20 protein-coding genes and 6 tRNA genes are annotated in these 23,639 nt (G+C 59.7%); 2 read left to right on the top strand and 24 right to left on the bottom strand.

Features of this window, described 5'->3' with window-relative positions:
* Positions 1-8 precede the first annotated feature (8 nt).
* Positions 9-2,591, bottom strand: a complete 2,583-nt coding sequence (gene leuS, locus ACF8MC_RS08010) for a leucine--tRNA ligase (RefSeq protein ID WP_164105024.1) — start codon at positions 2,589-2,591, stop codon at positions 9-11.
* A gap of 285 nt (positions 2,592-2,876) precedes the next feature.
* On the opposite strand from leuS, the gene ACF8MC_RS08005 reads away from it, so the two are divergent.
* Complete coding sequence (locus ACF8MC_RS08005) at positions 2,877-3,359, top strand: zinc ribbon-containing protein (protein WP_025301844.1); 483 nt, start codon at positions 2,877-2,879, stop codon at positions 3,357-3,359.
* Between the two features lie 40 nt (positions 3,360-3,399).
* Here the strand turns inward: ACF8MC_RS08005 and ACF8MC_RS08000 are convergent, their stop codons facing one another.
* The 13 genes from ACF8MC_RS08000 to miaB form a co-directional block, all read right to left on the bottom strand.
* Positions 3,400-4,104, bottom strand: coding sequence for an FMN-dependent NADH-azoreductase (locus ACF8MC_RS08000; protein WP_033647198.1), 705 nt, complete (start codon positions 4,102-4,104; stop codon positions 3,400-3,402).
* 148 nt (positions 4,105-4,252) lie between these two features.
* Positions 4,253-5,185 carry a pyrimidine-specific ribonucleoside hydrolase RihA gene (gene rihA, locus ACF8MC_RS07995; RefSeq protein WP_103798854.1) on the bottom strand — a complete coding sequence of 311 codons (933 nt, stop codon included), beginning with the start codon at positions 5,183-5,185 and terminating at the stop codon, positions 4,253-4,255.
* Positions 5,186-5,284: 99 nt separating this feature from the next.
* A complete protein-coding gene (locus ACF8MC_RS07990; RefSeq protein ID WP_033647196.1) occupies positions 5,285-5,746 on the bottom strand; it encodes a hypothetical protein in 462 nt (153 codons plus the stop codon).
* Between the two features lie 194 nt (positions 5,747-5,940).
* A complete protein-coding gene (locus tag ACF8MC_RS07985) occupies positions 5,941-6,666 on the bottom strand; it encodes an amino acid ABC transporter ATP-binding protein (RefSeq protein ID WP_033637437.1) in 726 nt (241 codons plus the stop codon).
* Positions 6,666-7,340, bottom strand: a complete 675-nt coding sequence (gene gltK, locus ACF8MC_RS07980) for a glutamate/aspartate ABC transporter permease GltK (protein WP_033637438.1) — start codon at positions 7,338-7,340, stop codon at positions 6,666-6,668. The genes ACF8MC_RS07985 and gltK overlap by 1 nt, the downstream gene beginning before the upstream one ends.
* Positions 7,340-8,080: an amino acid ABC transporter permease gene (locus ACF8MC_RS07975; RefSeq protein ID WP_033647195.1), complete on the bottom strand. Its 741-nt coding sequence runs from the start codon at positions 8,078-8,080 to the stop codon at positions 7,340-7,342. The genes gltK and ACF8MC_RS07975 overlap by 1 nt, the downstream gene beginning before the upstream one ends.
* A gap of 213 nt (positions 8,081-8,293) precedes the next feature.
* Positions 8,294-9,190, bottom strand: coding sequence for an amino acid ABC transporter substrate-binding protein (locus tag ACF8MC_RS07970; RefSeq protein ID WP_033637439.1), 897 nt, complete (start codon positions 9,188-9,190; stop codon positions 8,294-8,296).
* 393 nt (positions 9,191-9,583) lie between these two features.
* Positions 9,584-11,113: an apolipoprotein N-acyltransferase gene (lnt, locus tag ACF8MC_RS07965; RefSeq protein WP_033647194.1), complete on the bottom strand. Its 1,530-nt coding sequence runs from the start codon at positions 11,111-11,113 to the stop codon at positions 9,584-9,586.
* A gap of 7 nt (positions 11,114-11,120) precedes the next feature.
* Positions 11,121-11,999 (bottom strand): CNNM family magnesium/cobalt transport protein CorC, encoded by an 879-nt coding sequence (corC, locus tag ACF8MC_RS07960; protein WP_004939973.1) that lies wholly within the window; start codon positions 11,997-11,999, stop codon positions 11,121-11,123.
* A gap of 84 nt (positions 12,000-12,083) precedes the next feature.
* A complete protein-coding gene (gene ybeY, locus ACF8MC_RS07955; protein ID WP_033637441.1) occupies positions 12,084-12,557 on the bottom strand; it encodes an rRNA maturation RNase YbeY in 474 nt (157 codons plus the stop codon).
* Entirely contained in the window at positions 12,554-13,609 is a 1,056-nt protein-coding gene (locus ACF8MC_RS07950) for a PhoH family protein (protein ID WP_033637443.1), read from the bottom strand. The genes ybeY and ACF8MC_RS07950 overlap by 4 nt, the downstream gene beginning before the upstream one ends.
* Before the next feature lie 234 nt (positions 13,610-13,843).
* Complete coding sequence (locus ACF8MC_RS07945) at positions 13,844-14,179, bottom strand: zinc ribbon domain-containing protein YjdM (RefSeq protein WP_049195580.1); 336 nt, start codon at positions 14,177-14,179, stop codon at positions 13,844-13,846.
* Between the two features lie 118 nt (positions 14,180-14,297).
* Positions 14,298-15,722, bottom strand: coding sequence for a tRNA (N6-isopentenyl adenosine(37)-C2)-methylthiotransferase MiaB (gene miaB / locus ACF8MC_RS07940; protein WP_049195581.1), 1,425 nt, complete (start codon positions 15,720-15,722; stop codon positions 14,298-14,300).
* A gap of 197 nt (positions 15,723-15,919) precedes the next feature.
* Between miaB and ubiF the strand changes: the two genes are divergently transcribed.
* A complete protein-coding gene (gene ubiF / locus ACF8MC_RS07935) occupies positions 15,920-17,101 on the top strand; it encodes a 3-demethoxyubiquinol 3-hydroxylase (protein ID WP_164105023.1) in 1,182 nt (393 codons plus the stop codon).
* Between the two features lie 87 nt (positions 17,102-17,188).
* Here ubiF and ACF8MC_RS07930 read toward each other — a convergent pair.
* From ACF8MC_RS07930 to ACF8MC_RS07885, 10 genes are all read right to left on the bottom strand, one after another.
* A tRNA-Gln gene (locus ACF8MC_RS07930) sits at positions 17,189-17,263 on the bottom strand.
* A gap of 4 nt (positions 17,264-17,267) precedes the next feature.
* Positions 17,268-17,344 (bottom strand) — tRNA-Met (locus tag ACF8MC_RS07925).
* A 41-nt stretch (positions 17,345-17,385) separates the two neighbouring features.
* Positions 17,386-17,460 (bottom strand) — tRNA-Gln (locus tag ACF8MC_RS07920).
* A gap of 44 nt (positions 17,461-17,504) precedes the next feature.
* A tRNA-Gln gene (locus ACF8MC_RS07915) sits at positions 17,505-17,579 on the bottom strand.
* 30 nt (positions 17,580-17,609) lie between these two features.
* Positions 17,610-17,694, bottom strand: a tRNA-Leu gene (locus ACF8MC_RS07910).
* A gap of 16 nt (positions 17,695-17,710) precedes the next feature.
* Positions 17,711-17,787, bottom strand: a tRNA-Met gene (locus tag ACF8MC_RS07905).
* A 219-nt stretch (positions 17,788-18,006) separates the two neighbouring features.
* Positions 18,007-19,671 carry an asparagine synthase B gene (gene asnB, locus ACF8MC_RS07900; protein WP_033637446.1) on the bottom strand — a complete coding sequence of 555 codons (1,665 nt, stop codon included), beginning with the start codon at positions 19,669-19,671 and terminating at the stop codon, positions 18,007-18,009.
* Positions 19,672-19,955: 284 nt separating this feature from the next.
* A complete protein-coding gene (locus ACF8MC_RS07895; RefSeq protein WP_164105022.1) occupies positions 19,956-21,398 on the bottom strand; it encodes a carbohydrate-binding protein in 1,443 nt (480 codons plus the stop codon).
* A gap of 190 nt (positions 21,399-21,588) precedes the next feature.
* Positions 21,589-22,341, bottom strand: coding sequence for an HAD-IIA family hydrolase (locus tag ACF8MC_RS07890; protein WP_004939957.1), 753 nt, complete (start codon positions 22,339-22,341; stop codon positions 21,589-21,591).
* A gap of 67 nt (positions 22,342-22,408) precedes the next feature.
* Positions 22,409-23,629, bottom strand: coding sequence for an N-acetylglucosamine repressor (locus tag ACF8MC_RS07885; RefSeq protein WP_033637448.1), 1,221 nt, complete (start codon positions 23,627-23,629; stop codon positions 22,409-22,411).
* Positions 23,630-23,639 lie beyond the last annotated feature (10 nt).

Genomic DNA, 23,639 nt, shown 5'->3' with positions numbered 1-23,639 from the left:
TCCTTGTGTTAACCCACAACCAGGTTAAGCAGTTTGCCCGGAACGTAGATCACTTTGCGAATCGTGACGCCGTCCAGATATTTAGCCACCAGATGCTCTTCGGCAGCGCGCGCGCGCACCTGCTCTTCGGTCGCATCGGCGGATACGGTGATTTTAGCGCGAACCTTGCCGTTCACCTGCACCACCACCAGTTTGGAGTCTTCGACCATCGCCTGCTCGTCGGCAACCGGCCATGGCGCAGTGTCCACGTCGCCTTCGCCGCCCAGCGCCTGCCACAGCGTGAAGCATACGTGCGGGGTGAACGGATACAGCATGCGAACCACGGCCAGCAGCGCTTCCTGCAGCAGCGCGCGATCCTGCTCGCTCTCCTGCGGCGCGCGGGCCAGCTTGTTCATCAGCTCCATCACGGCGGCGATCGCGGTGTTGAAGGTCTGACGGCGGCCGATGTCATCGGTCACCTTGGCGATGGTTTTGTGCAGATCGCGGCGCAGCGCTTTCTGATCTTCGTTCAGCGCCGCCACGTCCAGCGGCTGCACCGCGCCTTTTTCCACGTGATCGTAGGCCAGTTTCCACACGCGTTTCAGGAAGCGGTTAGCCCCTTCCACGCCGGATTCCTGCCACTCCAGCGTCATTTCTGCCGGTGAAGCGAACATCATGAACAGACGCACGGTGTCCGCGCCGTATTTTTCCACCATCTCCTGCGGGTCGATGCCGTTGTTTTTCGACTTCGACATTTTGCTCATGCCAGCATAGACCAGTTCACGGCCTTGCGGATCGGTGGCCTTGATGATGCGGCCCTTGTCGTCGCGCTCGACGGTGGCGTCAACCGGGGACACCCAGACGCGCTCGCCGCTGTTGCCGGTGTAGTAGAAGGCGTCGGCCAACACCATGCCCTGACACAGCAGGCGCTTGGCCGGCTCGTCGGAATCCACCAGGCCCGCATCGCGCATCAGCTTGTGGAAGAAGCGGAAGTACATCAGGTGCATGATGGCGTGTTCGATGCCGCCGATATATTGATCGACCGGCAGCCAGTAGTTGGCGGCGGCCGGATCCAGCATGCCTTGGTCATACTGCGGGCAGGTGTAGCGCGCGTAGTACCAGGAAGACTCCATAAAGGTGTCGAAAGTATCGGTTTCACGCAGCGCCGGCTGGCCGTCGACGGTGGTCTTCGCCCACTCAGGATCGGCCTTGATCGGGCTGGTGATGCCGTCCATGACCACGTCTTCCGGCAGGATCACCGGCAACTGGTCTTCCGGCGTCGGCATCACGGTGCCGTCTTCCAGCGTCACCATCGGGATTGGCGCGCCCCAGTAACGCTGACGGGAAACGCCCCAGTCGCGCAGACGGTAGTTGACCTTGCGCTGGCCTACGCCCTTGGCGACCAGTTTGTCGGCGATGGCGTTGAAGCCCGCTTCATTGTCCAGGCCGTCGAACTCGCCGGAGTTGAACAGCGCGCCTTTGTCGGTCATCGCTTCGGCGCTCACGTCAGGCTGGCTGCCGTCGAGGTTCAGGATCACCGGTTTGATCGGCAAATCGTATTTGGTGGCGAATTCCCAGTCGCGCTGGTCGTGCGCCGGTACCGCCATCACGGCGCCGGTGCCGTATTCCATCAGCACGAAGTTGGCGACCCACACCGGCAGCTTCTCGCCGCTCAGCGGGTGGACAACGAACAGGCCGGTCGGCATGCCTTTCTTCTCCATCGTCGCCATTTCGGCTTCGGCAACTTTGGTGTTGCGGCATTCGTCGATGAAGTCGGTCAGCGTCGGGTTGTTGCGCGCGCCCTGTTGCGCCAGCGGGTGGCCCGCGGCGACCGCCACGTAGGTGGCGCCCATGAAGGTGTCGGGACGGGTGGTGTAAACCGTCAGCTTCTCTTCGCTGTCCGCCACGTCGAAGGTGATTTCCACGCCTTCGGAGCGGCCAATCCAGTTACGCTGCATGGTTTTCACCTGCTCCGGCCAGCTTTCAAGCGTGTCCAGATCGTTCAGCAGCTGATCGGCGTAGGCGGTGATTTTGATGAACCACTGCGGGATCTCTTTACGCTCGACCTTGGTGTCGCAGCGCCAGCAGCAGCCGTCGATAACCTGTTCGTTGGCCAGCACGGTCAGATCGTGCGGGCACCAGTTCACCGCCGAGGTCTTCTTGTAGACCAGGCCTTTTTCATACAGCTTGGTGAAGAACCACTGTTCCCAGCGGTAGTATTCCGGCTGGCAGGTGGCGATTTCGCGATCCCAGTCGTAGCCGAAGCCCAGCAGTTTCAGCTGGTTCTTCATGTATTCGATGTTGTCGTAGGTCCACGGGGCCGGTGCGGTGTTGTTTTTCACCGCCGCGCCTTCCGCCGGCAGGCCGAACGCATCCCAGCCGATCGGCTGCAGCACGTTTTTGCCCAGCATGCGCTGATAGCGCGAGATCACGTCGCCGATAGTGTAGTTACGAACGTGGCCCATGTGCAGTCGGCCGGATGGGTAAGGCAGCATGGATAGGCAGTAGTACTTTTCCTTGCTGTCGTCTTCGGTAACTTTGAAAGTCTGCTTCTCTTGCCAGTGAAGCTGTACGTTCGATTCTATGTCTTCTGGACGGTATTGCTCTTGCATGGCGGCCGGTGGTCCTGTAGGTGTAAACCGTTGCCCCGGTCAGAGGCAACGCAATGAACATTTAGTATTCGTAGATCCGCATAGCATAGCTGATAAGACCTCCCGGCAACAACTCCAAGCGCCTGACTCGGCGCATTTAAAAAAAGCGTCGTCATGACGCGGCTCACAACCTGCGGATCCCGCGTCTTGCCAAGTGACATCAGTCATTTACGGCTAAAATAAGAACAAGTAGCTTAGGGGTATCCCTACAGCCAAGTCCGGCGCAGCGTTTATCGAGGAGAGTCTATGAACAAGGTTGCTCAGTATTACCGCGAATTGGTGGCATCGCTGACCGAACGCCTGAAAAACGGTGAACGCGATATCGACGAACTGGTGGCCAGCGCGGAGCGGCGGTTGAACGAGGCCGAGGATCTGACCCGTGATGAGGTGCGGCAGGTGACGCAGGCGGTGCGGCGCGATCTGGAAGAGTTCGCCCGCAGCTATCAGGAGAGCCGGGACGAGTTTACCGACAGCGTGTTTATGCGGGTGATCAAAGAGAGCCTATGGCAGGAACTGGCGGATATCACCGACAAAACCCAGCTGGAGTGGCGCGAGGTGTTCAAGGATGTCAGCCACCACGGCGTTTACCACAGCGGTGAAGTAGTGGGGCTGGGCAATCTGGTGTGCGAGCAGTGTCACTACCACCTGGCGTTCTACACGCCGGAGGTGCTGCCGCTGTGCCCGAAATGCGGCCACGACCAGTTCCAGCGGCGGCCGTTTGAACCTTGATGGCGTTCCCCGGCAGGGCGGGGAACGCTAAGGCCGGCGTTTAGCGGAACAGTTTCTTCAGCAGGTTGCTGAGGAAACCGCCGCTGACGGTAGCCGGGGCGGCTTGCGCCTGCGCCGGTGCGCTGGCCGGTACGGCGACGCCGGCCGGGATTTTCTGCGCGACCGCGATGCGGCTGTCCTGGGCGGCTTTCTCCGCCGCTTCCGGGCCGTAGGCGAAGCCTTCCGCCAGCACGAATTCAACGTCGGTGATGCCGATAAAGCCCAGGAACAGCTTCACGTACGGCGTGATCAGATCCGTCGGCGTGTCGGCGTGGATGCCGCCGCGGCTGGAGATGACGATCGCTTTCTTGCCTGTCACCAGCCCTTCGGCGCCGGCGGAGGTATAGCGGAACGTCTGACCGGCGCGGGCAATCAGATCGAAGTAGATCTTCAGCTGCGTAGGGATGTTGAAGTTGTACATCGGGGCGCTGATGATCAGCGTGTCGTGCGACTTCAGCTCGGCAATCAGCTCATCGGACAGCGCCAGGGTGCTTTGCTGGTGCGGCGTCAGCGGTTTATCGCCGGCGGTAAAACCGGCCATCACTTCACCATCCAGCTCCGGCAGCGTCGGGTTGGCCAAATCGCGCACGGTGAACCTGTCTTCAGGGTGAGTTTCACGCCATTGTTCAACAAAAAAATCGACTAATTTTCCAGACTGGGAATATTCACCCAGAATACTTGATTTCAGGACCAGTACGCGGCTCATTGGCTTATCTCCAGGCGAAGTCTAATCGGTAACGATGTCAGTCGGTGTAAACGCATGGTAGAGGCAAGCCAGGAACAGTGATAGCGCAAAAATTCGCTGAGTTAAATCAAAAAAATTGAACTAGGGGCGCGAATGCGCCCCGATGGGATCAATAACGCGCTACGCGCTCGGCCAGCAGATCGATAAAGCCTTCGCGGTTGATGCCGGTCAGCACTTCCACGTTGGCCGCGTTGCCGGTTTGCTGGAAATAGTCCACCACCGTCATGCCGGCGGTGTATTCCCCCTTGGTTTCCACCCCCACCCAGCGCTCTACGCCGGTAAACAGCTGCGGCGCCAGCAGCCAGGCGATGGTGCAGGGATCGTGCATCGCCGCGCCGGGCAGGCCGCGCGGGTGGCTGAGATACAGCGGCAGGTAAAAATCGAGCATCTCCGCGACCGCCTGCGCGACCGGATTGGCTATCTGACGAATGCGTTCGATATCCTGCGGCAACACCAGCGCCTGATGGGTGACGTTCAGCCCGGCCATGGTCAGCGGCACGCCGGATTTCAGCACCATTTCGGCGGCTTCGGGATCGACGAAGATGTTGAACTCCGCGACCGGCGTGGTATTGCCGGCGTTCATGCCGCCGCCCATGAATACGATGCGCTCGATGCGGCTTTTCAGCTCGGCATGCTGGGCCAACAGCAGGGCGATGTTGGTCATCGGGCCGGTCACCACCAGGGTTATCGGCTGCGGGCTGGTGCGCAGCAGGTCGGCGATCAGTTCGACGGCGCCGCGGGGATCGGGTTTGAGGGTCGGCGTCGGCAGGTGGGTGTTGCCCATGCCGGTTTTGCCGTGGACATAGTCGGCGATCACCAGCTCGCGCATCAGCGGGCCGCCGGCGCCGGCGGCGACCGGTATGTCCTCGCGCCCCATCAGGGTCAACAGGCCCAGCGCGTTATGCAGGGTTTTCTCCGGCGTCTGGTTGCCGGCGGAGGTGGTGATGGCTTTGACGTCCAGCTCCGGCGAACGCAGCGCCATGGCCAGCGCGATGGCGTCGTCGAGGCCGGGATCGCAATCGATGATAATAGGGCGGGGCATGTTCTTTCTCCTCTGTTTGTTATCCAGCGAGCATCGGATCAAAACCGGGGAGAAACAAGCGCTTTTAGTGCCGGGCGTTAGCGCGACCGGATAAGGCGTTCAGACACCGCAGAGTTCATGAGCGCTGCGTTTCCATTCTTCCACCTCGGTTGGGTGCAAGAAGGAGTAATAGACGGTAGTGCCGTCGGGCAAGATATTTTGCAGTGCCTGCATGCAGTTGGCCTCGCAGGGGCGCAGCTCGATATACACGTTGGTGATCGGCACCTGCTCCTTATCGGCGTCAAAGCGTTCGATACGTCTTATCGCCGCAACCAGCGCGGCCATTTCGGCATGAAGCTTGACCCAGTTATGGGTGTAGATATCCGGCGGCATCTCCATTTTCATCTGGCTATTGCCAAAGGCATAGCGAGTGCTGCCGCGCAGCTGGTATTCGATGGTGGCGCAACAGGACTCAGGCCCGTAACCCGGTTTTTCAATCAGTTTCTTCTTGTCTTCCAACGTGCGTCGAACAATCGGATAACCGGATTTGATGTTGTACTCCGCTTGTACCAGTTGAATCATGCCAGCCTCTCTGATGGGTGAGTTAATCATCAAAGGTAGGACAGCCTGCAGGATCGCGCGTTGTTTACGGTCATCGCGACGGGGGGTTTAAGATAAATCCTAACTTTGTTGAGGCGGCAATGAGGGGCATTCAGGCGCATGGGCGCCGAAAAACTAGCGCCCCTAGGGGCGCTTGGGTTTAGGGGACTGCGCGATCAGTGCAGGATCTTGGCCAGGAAGTCCTTGGCGCGATCGGATTCAGGGTTGTTGAAGAAATCGTCTTTGTTGCGGTCTTCGACGATTTTGCCTTCGTCCATAAAGATCACGCGATTCGCCACCTTGCGGGCGAAGCCCATTTCGTGGGTCACCACCATCATGGTCATGCCTTCGTTCGCCAGTTCGACCATCACGTCCAGCACTTCGTTGATCATTTCCGGATCGAGCGCCGAGGTCGGCTCATCGAACAGCATGGCGATCGGATCCATGCACAGCGCGCGGGCGATGGCGACGCGCTGCTGCTGGCCGCCGGACAGCTGACCGGGGAACTTGTTGGCATGGGCGGTGAGGCCGACGCGCTCCAGCAGCTTCAGGCCCTTCTCGCGCGAGGCGGTCTTATCGCGCTTGAGCACTTTGACCTGCGCCAGCGTCAGGTTGTCGATGATGGACAGGTGCGGGAACAGTTCAAAGTGTTGGAACACCATGCCGACCTTGGCGCGCAGCTGCGCCAGGTTGGTTTTCTTGTCGTTGACCGGCGTGCCGTTCACCAGGATGCTTCCCTGCTGGATCGGCTCCAGGCCGTTGACGGTTTTGATCAGGGTGGACTTGCCGGAACCTGAAGGACCGCAGACGACGACCACTTCGCCTTTTTTCACTTCGGTGGTGCAATCGGTCAACACTTGAAAGTGACCGTACCACTTGGAAACATTTTTCAGGGATATCATCAAACAGTCCTTTTCTTCAAATAGCTTACCAGCGCCGAGGCGGCGAGGCTGATAACAAAATAGACAAAGCCGGCGAACAGGATCATTTCAACCTGGGTGCCGTCGCGTTCGCCGATGGTCGACGCGGTGCGGAAGAAGTCGGCCAGGCTCAGTACGTAAACCAGCGAGGTATCCTGGAACAGCACGATGCCCTGGGTCAGCAGCAGCGGCACCATGGCGCGGAACGCCTGCGGCAGGATCACCAGCCGCATGGATTGCCAGTGGGTCATGCCCAGCGCCAGCGCGGCGGAAGATTGGCCGCGCGAGATGCTGATAATGCCGGCGCGGATGATTTCCGAATAATAAGCCGCTTCAAACAGGGAAAAGGCTACCATAGCCGAGATCAGGCGAATATCGGTTTTCGGCGACAGCCCTAGAACCTGTTGTAATAAGCTTGGAACCACCAGATAGAACCACAGCAGCACCATCACCAGCGGCACCGAACGGAACAGGTTGACGTACAGGGTGGCGAACCAGCTGATCGGTTTGAACGGCGACAGGCGCATCACCGCCAGCACGGTGCCCCACAGGATGCCGACCACGACGGCGGTCACGGTGATCTTCAGCGTGATCACCATGCCCTGCAGCAGATAAGGGAAGCTTGGGACGATCGACGCCCAGTCAAATTCGTACATTATTTACTCCCCAGGTTGCCAGGCAACTGCACTTTCTTTTCGACCAGACGCATAAACAGCATGATAACGGCGTTGATGCCGATATAAGCCAGCGTGATGGCGGTAAAGGATTCATAGGCGTGTGCGGAGTAATCCAACAGCTTGCCGGCCTGCGCGGCCATGTCCACCAGCCCGATGGTGGAGGCGATGGCGGAGTTTTTGACCAGGTTGAGCATCTCCGAGGTCATCGGCGGCACGATCACCCGGTAGGCGTTCGGCAACAGCACGTAGCGGTAGGTTTGCGGCAGCGTCAGGCCCATCGCCAGCCCGGCGGCTTTCTGGCCGCGCGGCAGGGATTGAATGGCGGCGCGCACCTGCTCGCAAACGCGGGCGGCGGTAAACAGCCCCAGACAAAGCATGGAAGAGACGAAGAACTGCACGTTGGGATCCAGCTCGGTCTTGAACCAGGTGCCGATATTGACCGGCAGCAGCTCGGGGATCACCAGATACCAGGTAAAGAATTGCACGATCAGCGGCACGTTGCGGAACAGCTCGACGTAACAGGTGCCGAGGGTGGAAAGAAAGCGGTTGGGCACGGTACGCAAGATACCGAACAGCGAACCGACGAAGAAAGCGATAATCCATGCACAGACGGAGAGGGCCACCGTGACCTGAAAGCCGGACCAGATCCAGCCGAGGTAAGTGGTGTTCCCAAACGGGGCCTGCTGCAGGAAGATACCCCAGTTCCAATCTATTGACATAACAAACTCCGATAAACGGGCGCAGGGCGCCGAAGATTGATGACTTGATGAGCGCCGATCGCCGCGCGGCCAGTCTGGCTGGCTTGTTGTGTACGGATGTCGGTGGCGCGCCTTGGGGAAAATGAGGGAGGGGAACGGCCCCCCTCATTCCTGTCTGTCCCAGTCATCAACTGGGCCGGTTTGGCCTGGCGGCCGCCCCGGCTTTTGTTCTATTTAGTTCAACGCTTTGTCGTTAGGCTCTTTGAACAGTTGCTTCATGTCGTCCGACAGTTCGAAGTTCATGTTGAGCTGTTTTGGTGGGATAGGCTGTTTGAACCATTTGTCAAACCACTTGGCCGCTTCACCGGAAGTTTGCGCCTGGGCGATGGTGTCATCGACCAGTTTTTTGAACTCAGGGTCGTCTTTACGCAGCATGCAGCCGTAGGCCTCTTTCGACTGCGGCGTGCCGATGATTTCCCACTGATCCGGTTTCTTGGCCTTGGCGCGCTCGCCCGCCAGCAGGGCGTCATCCATCATGAAGGCCACGGCGCGGCCGCTTTCCAGAGTGCGGAAGGAATCGCCGTGATCTTTGGCGCTGATGATGCGCATGTTCATCTTGCCGCTGTCGTTCAGCTTGTTCAGCAGCACTTCGGAGGTGGTGCCGGAGGTGACCACCACCGGTTTGCCTGCCAGGTCTTTAAAGTCTTTGATGTCGGAGCCTTTTTTCACCAGCAAGCGGGTGCCGACCACGAAAATGGTGTCGGAGAAGGCGGCCTGTTTCTGGCGCTCGAGGTTATTGGTGGTGGAGCCGCACTCGAAATCATAGGTGCCGTTTTGCAGCAGCGGGATGCGGTTCTGCGAGGTAATCGGCAGCATTTTCACCTGCAGATTCGGTGCATTCAGCTTTTTCTTAACGGCTTCAACGATTTGGTTGGAGTAGTCCTGAGAGTAGCCCACAACTTTTTGTTGGTTGTCGTAGTAGGAGAACGGCACTGACGATTCGCGGTGGCCGACAACGATCACGCCATTGTCTTTGATTTTCTTCAGCGTACCGGTCAGGTCTTCCGCATGCGCCACGCTACCTGCCATACCGAGCAGCAGTAACGATAACGCCAATTTACGCATTTGCATGGTCCAACTCCTTTGCTGTTGTGGTGGCTCTGACTAAAGAGCGTCAGGTTAAACCGACTATTTATTGCTCAAGTTATAAAGATAGTCTTAGAACGGATAGCCGTTAAAAAATAACCGATTGTGAATATCTTGAAACTAAAATGTTTCATTTTTTGAGACGCCGCGCGCACCAAATCAATGCAACAAAACGCTGACGCACTCGTGCGGTGCGCTCGACGCACCCAAAATGTGCGCAGGTGCGACAAAACGTCAGCAAAAGTAAACCGGCGCGCGAGGTCGCCATAGATAAAAGCAAGGAGTGTGCCAGCCGCGTTGATTTAACGGCATTTTCTGACTGAGGTGGGGATATTGACGGGAAAGTGGGGCGCGGCGGGCGCGCCCCGACGGAGAGGATTATTTGCGGCGCAGGCCCAACATCAGCGCCCAGCCGCCCAGCAGCAGGGTAATCACCCACAGCGGCGTGGCGCCGAAGCGCGCATAAGGCGTGACGCCGGTGGTCGGCGTGACCTTCACTTCGAGCACCTGACGGGTGAACTGCGGGATTTCGGCGATCACCTCGCCGTTCGCGTCCACCGCGGCGGTGACGCCGTTATTGGTGCTGCGCAGCAGCGGCCGGCCGAGCTCCAGCGCCCGCATGCGCGCCATCTGGAAGTGTTGCCACGGGCCGATGGAGTGGCCGAACCAGGCATCGTTGGAGATGGTCAGCAGGAAGTTGGTGTCCGGGCGGAAGTTATCGCGCACCTGCTGGCCCAGCACGATTTCGTAGCAGATGGCCGCCGTCAGGTTGTACCCGCGCACGCTGAGCTGCGGCTGCACATAGTCGCCGCGGCTGAAGGAAGACATCGGCAGATCGAAGAACGGCGCCAGCGGCCGCAGCAGCGTCTCCAGCGGCACGAATTCGCCGAACGGCACCAGGTGGTGCTTGTTGTAGCGATTTTTGTCCGGGTAGCTGTACGGCGTCGGCTCGCCGAGCACGATGGCGCTGTTGTAGATCTGCTGGCCCTGTGGCGTGGCGCGCACGTCGACGATGCCGGTGATCAGGCTGCTGTTCTTCGCCCGCATCAGGTCGTCCATCATGGTCAGGAAGCCGTTCTGGTTGGCTTCATAATCCGGGATGGCGGACTCCGGCCAGATGACGATCGGCGCCTTGCCCACGTACGGACGGGTTTCGTCCAGATAGGTTTGCAGCGTGCTGACCAGCGCTTTCGGATCCCATTTCATCGACTGGGCGATGTTGCCTTGCACCATGGCGACGTTCACCGCTTTCTCCGGCTGCGGGGTAAACCACTGCAGCTGGCGCAGCGGCCACGGCAACAGCAGCAGCGCGGCGGCGATGACCGCAGCCGACAGGCGGCGCTGATTGACGGCGTACACCAGCAGGCCGGCGATGGCCATCAGCACAAAGGTGATGGCGTCGACGCCCAGCAGCGGCGCGATGCCCTTCAGCGGGCCGTTGATCTGGCTGTAGCCGAACTGCAGCCAGGGGAAGCCGGTCAGCACCCAGCCGCGCAGGAATTCGGTCACCTGCCACAGCGCCGGCGCGGCGATGGCCAGCCGCCACCAGCGGGTGGCCGGGCACAGGCGCGTCAACAGCCCGGCGAACAGCCCGGTATACAGCGACAGGTAAGCGGCGAGCAGCACCACCAGGAAGACGTTGACGGCGAAAGGCATGCCGCCGAAATCGGCGATGCTGACATACACCCAGTTGATGCCGCTGCCGAACAGCCCGAAGCCCCAGACAAAGCCGAGCAGGGCGGACTGTTTGGCGGTGCGATTGAGGGTGACGGCCAGCAGGCCGAACAGGGAGACGATGGCCGCGGGCCAGAAGTCGTAGGGTGAGAACGCCAGCGTCCCGCCGGCACCTGACAACAGCGCCAGCAGGGCGCGAACCCGCTGGCGTTCAAGTAATGAGGCTTTAGCCATGTTGGATTTAATCTTCCAGTTTCGGTGGTGGAGAATCGTCCGGAATTTTTACATGAACCTGGATAATACGTCGACTGTCGGCCATGGCAACTTTAAATAGGTAACCTTCGATTTCAATGGTTTCCCCGCGCGCCGGCAGGTGGCCGAAGGCCTGCATCACCAGACCGCCGATGGTATCGACCTCGTCGTCGCTGAAATGGGTGCCGAAGGCTTCGTTGAAGTCTTCGATTGGGGCCAGCGCGCGCACGGTGTACATGTGGCGGCTGAGCTGGCGGATATCCAGATCGTCTTCGTCGTCGTATTCGTCTTCGATCTCGCCGACGATCAGTTCCAGAATGTCTTCGATGGTGACCAGGCCGGACACGCCGCCGAATTCGTCAATGACAATCGCCATGTGATAGCGCTGGGAGCGGAACTCTTTCAGCATCCGGTCGACGCGCTTGCTTTCCGGCACCACCACCGCGGTGCGCAGCACCTTGTCGATGCTGAACGGCTCGGAGTCTGCGCGCATGAACGGCAGCAGATCCTTGGCCATCAGGATACCTTCGATGTGATCTTTGTCTTCGCTGATCACCGGGAAGCGCGAGTGGGCGGAGTCGATAATCACGTCCAGGCACTCTTCCAGCGTCTGGTTGCGCTTGAGCGTCACCATCTGGGAGCGGGGAATCATGATGTCGCGCACGCGCTGCTCGGCGATATCCATCACGCCTTCCAGCATGTCGCGAGTATCGGGATCGATCAGGTCGTTTTGTTCGGAATCACGGATCAGCTCGACCAGATCGCCACGGTTTTTGGGCTCGCCGTGGAACAGCTGGTTAAGGATAAGAGTAAAGAACCCCTTCTTGGGACTGGGGCTGTCATTGCTTTGTGAATGGTCGTCGCTCATGGCGTTTTCGTTACTGTCACTCATGTCAGAGTTAAGGGGCGTCAGCGACAGCCCCGCAGGGGGCTGTAGGGTAAACGGCTGACGTCAGACGGGGTCTTTTTCCGCCAGGTACGGATCAGGATAGCCCAGTCCGTGCATGATTTCGGTTTCCAAAGACTCCATTTCTTCGGCTTCATCGTCTTCGATGTGGTCATACCCTAGCAGATGAAGACTGCCGTGGACAACCATATGCGCCCAGTGGGCCTCCAGCGCCTTGCCTTGCTCAATCGCTTCCTGTTCAACCACCTGGCGGCAGATGATCAGATCGCCGAGCAGCGGCAGCTCGATGCCCGGCGGGGCCTCGAACGGGAAAGAGAGCACGTTGGTCGGCTTGTCTTTGCCGCGGTAGGTCAGGTTCAGCTCGTGGCTTTCCGCTTCGTCCACCAGACGCACGGTCACCTCGGCCTCTTCCTGAAATTGCGGCAGCACGCCTTCCAGCCAGCGCTGGAAGGTGGCCTCATCCGGCAGGCCGTCGCCGCTTTCACAGGCAATCTGCAGATCCAAAATCACCTGGCTCATGGTGTCTCCTGCTCGGAGGCGGCGAGCGCCTCGCGCTTACGTTGTTCGGCAATCGCGTCTTTGCGTTTCTGTTCGGCCGCTTCCCAGGCCTCATAGGCGATGACCACGCGGGCCACCACCGGGTGGCGCACCACGTCTTCGCTGTGGAAGAAGTTGAAGCTCAGTTCTTCCACGTCCGACAGCACTTCCACCGCGTGGCGCAGGCCGGATTTCTGGTTGCGCGGCAGGTCGATCTGGGTGACGTCGCCGGTGATGACCGCCTTCGAGTTGAAGCCGATGCGCGTCAGGAACATCTTCATCTGTTCGATGGTGGTGTTCTGGCTCTCATCCAGAATGATAAAGGCGTCGTTCAGCGTGCGGCCGCGCATATAGGCCAGCGGCGCGACTTCGATCACGTTGCGCTCGATGAGCTTCTCCACGCGCTCGAAGCCCAACATTTCGAACAGGGCGTCGTACAGCGGGCGCAGATAGGGATCGACCTTCTGGCTCAGATCACCCGGCAGGAAGCCCAGCTTTTCGCCGGCTTCGACCGCGGGGCGGGTCAGCAGAATGCGGCGAATTTCCTGGCGCTCCAGCGCATCTACCGCGGCGGCGACCGCCAGGTAGGTCTTGCCGGTGCCCGCCGGGCCGATGCCGAAGGTGATGTCGTGATCGAGAATGTTGGCGATGTACTGCGCCTGGTTGGGCGTGCGCGGTTTCACCATGCCGCGCTTGGTTTTGATGGTGACCGCCTTGCCGTAATCCGGCACGCTGTCGGCTACCTGTTCCAGCACCCGGCTCTCTTTGATGGCCAGGTGGATTTGCTCCGGATCGATATCCGGGATCACGCCGCGAATCGGCGCGGTATCCACGTACAGATGGCGCAGGATATCGGCGGCGGCGGCCACGCACAGGTTTTTGCCGACCAGCTTGAAACGGTTGTCGCGGCGATTGATTTCGATGCCCAATCGGCGCTCGAGTTGTTTGATGTTGTCATCAAACGGGCCGCACAGGCTGAGCAAACGCTTGTTGTCTGCGGGCTCTAACAAAATTTCTTGTGTTGCGACGTTCAAACTATTCCTCTAGGTCACATCGGGCCTGGTTGATGTCACATAGCGCGTCCGGGACGCGCGCGTTCAGGGCGAGCCTGAATACTCTCTTTCTTGAATTATTCATGGTGCGCCGCAACGGCGCAAGTTTACCGCTGATCTATCTGTGCGCCGTCGGCGAAATTCAAGGGAAGAAAAGGAAAAAACGCGGCGGGGCGCAAAGCCCGCCGCGTCATCACAGAACAAGGCCGCTGGGAATCAGTTCTTTTTCACGAACTCGGATTTCAGCTTCATCGGGCCGAAGCCATCGATTTTGCAGTCGATGTTGTGATCGCCTTCGACCAGGCGAATGTTTTTCACCTTGGTGCCGATCTTGAGCATCGAGGAGCTGCCTTTGACCTTCAGGTCTTTGATCACGGTGACCGCGTCGCCGTCCGCCAGCAGGTTGCCGTTGGCGTCTTTGACGATCAGCGTGTCCTGATCTTCCGCCGGGGCGCTGTCGCTCCACTCGTGGGCGCACTCAGGGCAGATGAACAGGGCATTGTCCTGGTAGGTGTATTCGGAGTTGCACTTCGGGCAGTGTGGGAGTTGCATGTTATGTCGCCTCTTCAACAATAAAAAAATAAAAAAGCAAATCACCGGGCGCGGACGCCCGGCGGAGAAACGGTAAGGAGTAGCGCGAATGGGCGGCGATAAGGCGGCCGCCGCGGCGTCAGGGCTGGTAAATGCCGACGCCCAGCGCGTTTTCTTTGCGGGTACGGGCGATCACCGACTGCGGGGATTCATGTACGCGCAGATCCATCTGCTGTTCGGTGCGCACCACTGCGCCACGCAGGGTGTTGGTCAGCACCTCGGTAATTTCCACGTCGACGAACTGGCCGATCATGTCGGGCGTGCCCTCGAAGTTTACCACACGGTTGCACTCCGTGCGCCCGGCCAGCTCCATCACGCTTTTGCGCGAGGTGCCCTCCACCAGAATGCGCTGGACGGTGCCGAGCATGCGGCGGCTGAACTGCAGCGCCTGCTGGTTGATGCGGTCCTGCAGAATATACAGCCGCTGTTTTTTCTCTTCTTCGCTGACGTCGTCGACCATGTCCGCCGCCGGGGTGCCCGGGCGCGACGAATAGATGAAGCTGAAGCTGACGTCGAAATTGACGTCGGCGATCAGGTTCATGGTCTGTTCGAAATCGGCCTGGCTTTCGCCCGGGAAACCGACGATGAAATCGGAGCTGAGCTGAATGGCCGGCCGCGCCTTGCGCAGCTTGCGGATAATCGCCTTATACTCCAGCGCGGTGTGCGCACGTTTCATCATGGTCAGGATGCGATCCGAACCGCTCTGCACCGGCAGATGCAGGAAGCTGACCAGCTCCGGCGTGTCTTCATACACCGCGATGATGTCATCGGTGAACTCGATAGGGTGGCTGGTGGTGAAGCGAATGCGATCGATGCCGTCGATGGCCGCCACCAGGCGCAGCAGTTCGGCGAACGAGCAGATATCGCCGTCATGCGTGGCGCCGCGGTAAGCGTTGACGTTTTGGCCGAGCAGGTTGACCTCGCGTACGCCCTGCGCCGCCAGTTGGGCGATTTCGAACAGCACGTCGTCGCTCGGGCGGCTCACTTCCTCGCCGCGGGTGTAAGGCACCACGCAGAAGGTGCAGTATTTGTTGCAGCCTTCCATGATCGACACGAATGCGGTCGGGCCTTCGGCGCGCGGTTCCGGCAGACGGTCGAACTTTTCGATCTCCGGGAAGCTGATGTCGACCACCGGGCTGCGGGTGCCCTGAACGTGATTGATCATTTCCGGCAGGCGGTGCAGGGTCTGCGGGCCGAATACCACGTCAACGCAGGGCGCGCGGCTGCGGATCAGTTCACCTTCTTGCGAGGCCACGCAACCACCGACGCCGATGATCACCGACGGGTTCTTTTCTTTCAGCAAGCGCCAGCGCCCCAGCATGGCGAAAACTTTCTCCTGCGCCTTTTCACGGATCGAGCAGGTGTTCAGCAGCAGCACGTCCGCCTCTTCGGCGTTTTCGGTCCACTCGAAGCCGTGCGTGCTGTTCAACAGGTCGGCCATTTTCGATGAATCGTACTCATTCATCTGGCAGCCCCAGGTTTTGATATGTAGTTTTTTCGTCATTGACTTGCCATTACTCAGTGCGGAGCGAAAGTTGCGTTACGCGACATGCAGGGCGCGTATTGTAATCATTTGCCGCCGTTGTGACCAGCGCGGGGGAAAATGGCACGCAACCTGAAGCCGGAGCGAAAATCCGGTACACTGCGCAAAACGCCATACCGGGTGGGATGGCGAGCATTCACACAGAAAACATAGCCAATATGAAGACATCTCAAAATCGGTATGACGCGGTGGTGGTCGGCGGCGGCATGGTCGGCGCGGCGGCGGCCCTGGGGCTGGCGCAGGCGGGCTGGTCGGTGGCGTTGCTGGAACATCAGGCGCCGCAGGCGTTCGAGGCGCAAAGCCCGCCGGATCTGCGCATTTCCGCTATCGGCTGCACCTCGGTGGGGCTGCTGAAACAGCTCGGCGCCTGGCAGGCCGTGACGGCGATGCGCACGGCGCCGTATCGCCGGCTGGAGACCTGGGAGTGGGCGTCGTCGCGCGTGGCGTTCGACGCGGTGTCCCTGGGGCTGCCGGAGCTGGGCTTTATGGTGGAAAACCGCATTCTGCAGCTGGCGCTGTGGCAGCAGTTCGCGCAGTGCGCCAATTTGACGCTGCTGTGCCCCACCAGGCTGCAATCGCTGCAGCGGGCGGACAATGCCTGGCAACTTACGCTGGACGGCGGTGAGACGCTGCAGACGCGCATGGTTGTCGGCGCCGACGGCGCCAACTCGCAGGTGCGCAAGCTGGCGGCGATCGGCACCAACGGCTGGCAGTATCGTCAGGCGTGCATGTTGATCACCGTCGATACCGGCGCGCCGCAGCAGGATGTGACCTGGCAGCGCTTCTTCCCATCCGGGCCGCGTGCCTTCCTGCCGTTGTACGACAGCTGGGCGTCGCTGGTGTGGTATGACAGCCCGCAGCGCATTCGCCAGCTGCAGGCGATGCCGCCGGCGCAACTGGAGCGCGAGATCGCCGCCGCTTTCCCGGCGCGACTGGGCCCGGTTAAGGTGCACGCCGCCGGTTCGTTCCCGCTGACGCGGCGTCATGCGCAGCGCTACGTGTTGCCGGGGCTGGCGCTATTGGGTGATGCGGCGCATACCATCAATCCGCTGGCCGGGCAGGGCGTCAATCTGGGGTATCGCGACGTGGATGCCTTGCTGAACGTATTAAGCGATGCGCGGGAGCAGGGAGAGGACTGGAGCAGCGAGGCGGTACTGCTGCGCTATCAGCGCCGCCGCCGTACCGACAATCTGCTGATGCAGAGCGGCATGGATCTGTTCTATACCGCTTTCAGCAATAACCTGGCGCCGCTGAACGTGGCGCGCAATCTGGCGCTGATGGCCGCGCAGCGGGCGGGCAAGCTGAAAGAGCATGCGTTGAAGTACGCGTTGGGATTGTAACCGACAGGGCTCGGCTGCGGCTGGGCTCGTTAGGATTGGCCGAGCGCCGGAAAGCAAAAAGCCCGCCGAAGCGGGCTTTTCTAAATATGGCTGGGGTGCCAGGATTCGAACCTGGGTATGCTGGTATCAGAAACCAGAGCCTTACCGCTTGGCGACACCCCAATTATGGTGGCTACGACGGGATTTGAACCTGTGACCCCATCATTATGAGTGATGTGCTCTAACCAGCTGAGCTACGTAGCCGATGGTACTTTTTACTTCTTTGATTTGCAAGCAGTTTGTTATGGCTGGGGTACCTGGATTCGAACCAGGGAATGCCGGTATCAAAAACCGGTGCCTTACCGCTTGGCGATACCCCACCTGCAAACAAATCTTATGTTGAAACCCCATTCCCGAAGGAATATGGCTGGGGTACCTGGATTCGAACCAGGGAATGCCGGTATCAAAAACCGGTGCCTTACCGCTTGGCGATACCCCATCAACATACTGCGCCGACGATGAAGAGAAATGGTGCGGGAGGCGAGACTTGAACTCGCACACCTTGCGGCGCCAGAACCTAAATCTGGTGCGTCTACCAATTTCGCCACTCCCGCAAATGCAAAAAAGAGATGGTGGCTACGACGGGATTCGAACCTGTGACCCCATCATTATGAGTGATGTGCTCTAACCAGCTGAGCTACGTAGCCCTCTTTTTTTGCTTTGCCTTCATCGGCGTTGCGGGGCGCATTATGCGTATATGACCGATTTGCGTCAACAAGTTTTTTCCCGAAAAAGTGCCCGGAAGCGCCGTTTGTCTGGGTTGTGAACATTATGGCGATAAAATCGGCAATTCAGGCAGTTGGCGGGGGGAAAAGGCAACAAAAAGGCGGGCCAAAAGGCCCGCCCTGAGGGAAAGCGCCGCGCGATTATTTATAGGCGGCCTGGTGTACGCCGACGGCGCGGCCGGAAGGATCGTCCATCTTCTTGAACGATTCGTCCCATTCGATGGCCTTGGCGGACGAGCAGGCGACGGACGGGCCGCCCGGCACGCATTCGGCGGCGCTCGGCAGCGGGAACAGCTCCTCGAAGATTTCGCGGTACAGGTAGCCTTCTTTCGAAGTCGGCGTGTTGTACGGGAAGCGGAAACGCGCGGTTTCGAGCTGTTGATCGCTGATTTGCTGCGCAGCGACCTCTTTTAGCGTGTCGATCCAGCTGTAGCCGACGCCGTCGGAGAACTGCTCTTTCTGGCGCCAGGCCACGCTGGCCGGCAAATAGGACTCGAAACATTCGCGGACGATGTGTTTTTCCATTTTGCCGTTGCCGCACATTTTATCTTTCGGGTTGATGCGCATCGCCACGTCGAGGAATTTCTTGTCCAGGAACGGCACGCGGGCTTCGACGCCCCAGGCGGACATCGCCTTGTTGGCGCGCGCGCAGTCGAACATATGCAGCGCCAGCAGCTTGCGTACGGTCTCTTCGTGGAATTCGCGGGCGTCCGGCGCCTTATGGAAGTAGAGGTAGCCGCCGAACACTTCGTCCGCGCCTTCGCCGGATAGCACCATCTTGATGCCCATCGCCTTGATTTTGCGCGACATCAGGTACATCGGCGTCGAGGCGCGGATGGTGGTGACGTCGTAGGTTTCGATGTGGTAAATCACGTCGCGGATGGCGTCCAGGCCTTCCTGCACGGTGAAGTGGATTTCATGGTGCACGGTGCCCAGATGGTTGGCCACCTCCTGCGCGGCGCGCAGATCCGGCGAGCCTTCCAGGCCGACGGCGAAGGAGTGCAGCTGCGGCCACCAGGCTTCGCTGCGTTCCTGATCTTCCACGCGGCGCGCGGCGTACTTCTTGGTGATCGCCGAGATGACCGAGGAATCCAGCCCGCCCGACAGCAGCACGCCGTAAGGCACGTCGGACATCAGGTGGCTTTTCACCGACTCTTCCAGCGCGGTTCGCAGGGCGGTGGCGTCGGTCACGTTGTCTTTGACGCTGTCGTAATCGAACCAGTCGCGGCGATAGTATTCGCGGATCTCACCGTCCTGGCTCCACAGGTAGCTGCCGGCCGGAAATTCCTTGATGGTGCGGCACACCGGCACCAGCGCTTTCATTTCCGAGGCGACGTACAGGTTGCCGTGCTCGTCGTGGCCCATGTACAGCGGGATGATGCCCAGATGATCGCGGCCGATCAGGTAGGCGTCTTTTTCGGTGTCGTACAGGGCGAAGGCGAACATGCCTTGCAGATCGTCGAGGAAGTCCGGGCCTTTCTCCTGATACAGCGCCAGGATCACTTCACAGTCGGAACCGGTCTGGAACGCGTAGCGGTCGCTCAGCTGTTGGCGCAGCGCCTGGTGGTTGTAAATTTCGCCGTTGACCGCCAAAACGTGGGTGTGCGCAGCGTTGTACAGCGGTTGAGCGCCGTTGTTGACGTCGACGATCGACAGGCGTTCGTGGGCCAAAATGGCTTTGTCGCTGGCGTAAACGCCGGACCAATCCGGGCCGCGATGGCGCATCAGGCGCGACAGCTCCAGCGCTTTCTTACGCAGTTCAACGGGATCGGACTTCAGATCGAGCACACCGAAAATAGAACACATACAACTCTCCTAACGGGCTTTTATGACTGTGATGTTGTTTTTTACTGTTATGGGCAGCATTGCCGATTCATCAGCGATAACGCGGTTTTGCTGCGCTGTGGTTATGAAAATGCGCCTAAAGCTGCATGAGATGCAAGCGTTTTAGCCATACGCTGAGAAATAGTTGTTTGCCTGGGCGCGGTTTTTGACGGATTTTCAGTTATCGGCGGGGAAAATTAGCGATTATGCAATTTTTAGCGTAATGACGGGATTGCCGGCCGGTTTGACCGGCAATCGATTAGCGATTAGGCGATGAGCTGCCACAAGGTGAAGGCGGCGTCCGGCGTCCAGGCGGCGTTGGAGGTGTGCGCCTGAATACAGGTGTATTTCTTGCCTTTATAACTCACCACGTCGCCGGCTTGGTAGCTGTGGTTGTTCTGCCACTCGGGCGCGCCCGGATCGGGCGGCGTACCGTCATTGGCGGTTTTGACCGCCAGCGCGCTGCTCGGCAGGGAGGTATTGCCCAGGGTGTCGGTCGCGGTAACGAAGTAGCTGTACTGGGTTGCCGGCGTCAGACCGCTGTCGGCCAGCGACAGACCGGCGGTTTGGCCGATCGGGTTGCCGTTGCGGTAGACGGTGTAGCTGGCGATCGGTGAGGCGCCGGTGGCGGCGGCCCAGCTCAGTTTCAGCGAGGTGGCGCCCAGCTCGGCGACCGTCAGCGCCGTCGGCGCATTAGGCTTTCCCGGCGGCGGGGTGACGCCGCCCTGAATCAGCGGTGCATAGCGGGTTTTGAACTCCCAATTGTAGGCGACGCCGGCTTTGCTCTTGCCGTTGTCCCAGTTGATTGACCAGGTCATCAGGCCCTTGATCGACAGGTTTTTGGCGTCGAGACGCGAGAAAGCGTTATACACCGCCTGTTTGTCGATCACGTAGCCGGTGGCGGCGGCATCGTTGTTGCTCGGCAGGCCGATGACGAATTTCGCCGCCGGGATCTTCGCATAGCCGCGGGTGCCGGTAACCAGGCTTTCCGTCAGGTAGTAGAGGAAGTCCTCTTTCATGGCGTCGTTATTCTGCGTGATCCAGGCATTGAGTTCATCCACCCAAATACCGTCGCCGCCCTGGTTATAATATTGCGGCGCGATAAAGTCGTAATAGCCTTCGAGGGCGTTAATATAATCCAGGTAGGTGCCGTTGGTGCGTAAATACGGGAATTCCGGCGCCATGCTGATAATAAAGTTTTTCCCCTGGGCGGCGTAATGGTCTTTTACTTTTTTCAGCGCCGCAGGCAAGACGGTTTTATTATTGGCGGCGCCGATCGCCGCCTGTTCCAGATCGATATCCAGGCCGTCGAAGCCATAGACTTCCACCAGGCGAATAATCTCGTCTTTCAGCTTGTCTTCGTCGCCGGTTTTCAGCTCGATATGCGCGTCTGCGCCGCCGAGGGAGATCAGCACCGCGCGGCCCTGGCTGTTCAGCACGCCCACCTGGCGGCGGAACTCGGCATCGGACAGGTTGTAAGGCTTGAAGGTCGGGATGCCCTGGCCTTTCATAAAGGCGACGGCCACCACGTTGTACTCGGCGGGAATGTCGGTCAGGTTCATATTGGTGAACTGGCCCTGCTGATAGCCGTCACTGGCGCCGGCGGCCCAGTTGTGCCAGAAACCCATCAGGATCTTTTTATTGGCGATAGACGGCATAATGGCCGCGTCATCGGCGGCGACGGCATTAATCGTGTTATTTGTGCTCATGGTAGCCTCATTAATTAGGGGTAAGGGTTTTCCGCTCGCCGGCAATATCAGCTATTGGCGGGGCGTAACGTTATAATGAGGATTTTTAACGCAGGCAGGCTGAAACCTTTTACGGCCATGAACGAATTAAATTCAAACTGACACTGAGGGAGAAGGAAATAATGGCGGCCGGGCGGCCGCCATGGCCGCATCAGAAGATGGTGATATCGGCGACGGAAGGGTAGACGTAGCTCGGGCGGAACGGCATGGTTTCGATGTCGCTCAGCGTGGAGACGCCGGACAGCACCAGCACGGTTTCCAGGCCGGCCTGGAAGCCCGCCAGAATGTCGGTGCGCAGGTTATCGCCGACGATCACCGTCTCTTCCGAGTGCGCCTGCATTTTGTTCAGTGCGGCGCGAATGATCCACGGGCTGGGCTTGCCGACGTAAAACGGCTTGCGGCCGGTGATCTTCTCGATGGGGGCGCACAGCGCGCCACAGGCCGGCGAGAAGCCGTGGCCGTGACTATCCGGGTTGGTGGCGATAAAGCGCGCGCCGTTGCTCACGAAGTAGGCGGCTTTATGCATCATGTCCCAGTTGTAAGAGCGGGTTTCTCCGACGATCACGAAGTCCGGGTTGATGTCGGTGATGGTGAAACCGGCTTTGTACAGCTCATGGATCAGGGCGCCTTCGCCGACCACATAGGCTTTTTTGCCTTCCTGACGGCGCAGGAAATCGGCGGTGGCCATCGCCGAGGTGTAGAACGCGCTCTCCGGCACTTCCAGCCCGGCGGCGGCGAAGCGGTTCGCCAGATCCTGCGCGGTCTGTGACGGGTAGTTGGTCAGCACCACCAGCGGCATGCCTTGTTCCTGGATGCGCGCCAGGAACAGATCGGCGCCGGGCACCGGCGTATTGTCATGCAGCAGCACGCCGTCGATATCGCATATAACGTTTTTGATTTTCATTTGTCGCTGTTTCTCATGATTACGGCAGGCAAGGGGTGACGATAACACACCTGCCAGAAGCGGCGGATCAGCTTTCCAGCAATCGCTGCAAGAGCACGCCGTTGAGCATCGCGCGTTTGGCCAGGGCGAAAGCGCCGATCGCCGAGCGATGATTGAGTTCGGAGGTCACCACCGGCAGATTCTTGCGGAAGTCCTTCAGCACCTGGGTATTGATGCAGCTCTGGATCGCCGGCAGCAGCACTTTGTCCGCTTCGGTGATCTCACCGGCGATCACCACCTTCTGCGGATTGAACAGGTTGATGGCGATGGCCACCGCCTTGCCCAGATAGCGGCCGACGTGTTCGATCACTTCGCTGGCCAGCAGATCGCCGCGGTTGGCGGCCTTGCAGATGGCGTTGATGCCGCAGTCTTCCAGCGTCAGTTTGCTCGGGTAGCCCTGGCTCAGCAGCTGGCGCACGCGCTGTTCGATCGCCGCGTTGGCGGCCACCGTTTCCAGGCAGCCGAAGTTGCCGCAGTGGCAGCGTTCGCCGAGCGGATCGATCTGGATATGGCCGATCTCGCCGACGTTGCCGTTGTTGCCGAGAAAAATCTGCCCGTTGACGATGATGCCGGCGCCGGTGCCGCGGTGCAGGCGCACCAGAATCGAGTCTTCGCAGTCGCGGGTGGCGCCGAAGTAGTGCTCCGCCAGCGCCAGGCTGCGGATGTCGTGGCCGACGAAGCTGGTGACGTTGAAACGTTGCTGCAGGTTGTCCACCAGCGCCCAGTTGCTGACGCTGATGTGCGGCATGTAGCGCACCACGCCCAGCGCCGGATCCACCAGGCCGGGCAGGATCACCGCGATGGCGATCAGCTCGCGCAGGCGGCGCTGATTCGCTTCGATGAATTGGGCGATGGCGGCGAACAGCGCATTCTCCAGCGTTTCCTGGGTGCGTTCCGGCAGCGGATAGTGTTCTTCGCCGAGCGATTTGCCGCTCATGTCATACAGGGTGATGGTGGCGTCGTGGCGGCCGAGACGCACCGCGACGGTATGGAAATGACGGGTTTCCGACACGATGGAGATCGCGCGGCGGCCGCCGGTGGAGGCTTGCTGATCGACTTCTTTGATCAGCCCGCGCTCCAGCAGCTGGCGAGTAATTTTGGTGACGCTGGCGGGGGCAAGCTGGCTGAGTTCGGCAATTTGAATGCGCGAGATCGGGCCCTGCTGGTCGATCAGGCGGTAAACTGCCGCGCCGTTAAGTTGTTTGACTAAGTCAACGTTCCCTATTTGTGCTTGTCCGCCGGTGCTCATCAATAATGTT

The sequence above is a fragment of the Serratia sp. LACPHL-BACT-2024-00286 genome, from assembly GCF_043109535.1.
GTDB lineage: Bacteria > Pseudomonadota > Gammaproteobacteria > Enterobacterales > Enterobacteriaceae > Serratia > Serratia sarumanii.
Note: the sequence above shows the minus strand (reverse complement) of the source record. Positions and strands in the feature narration are given on the sequence as shown.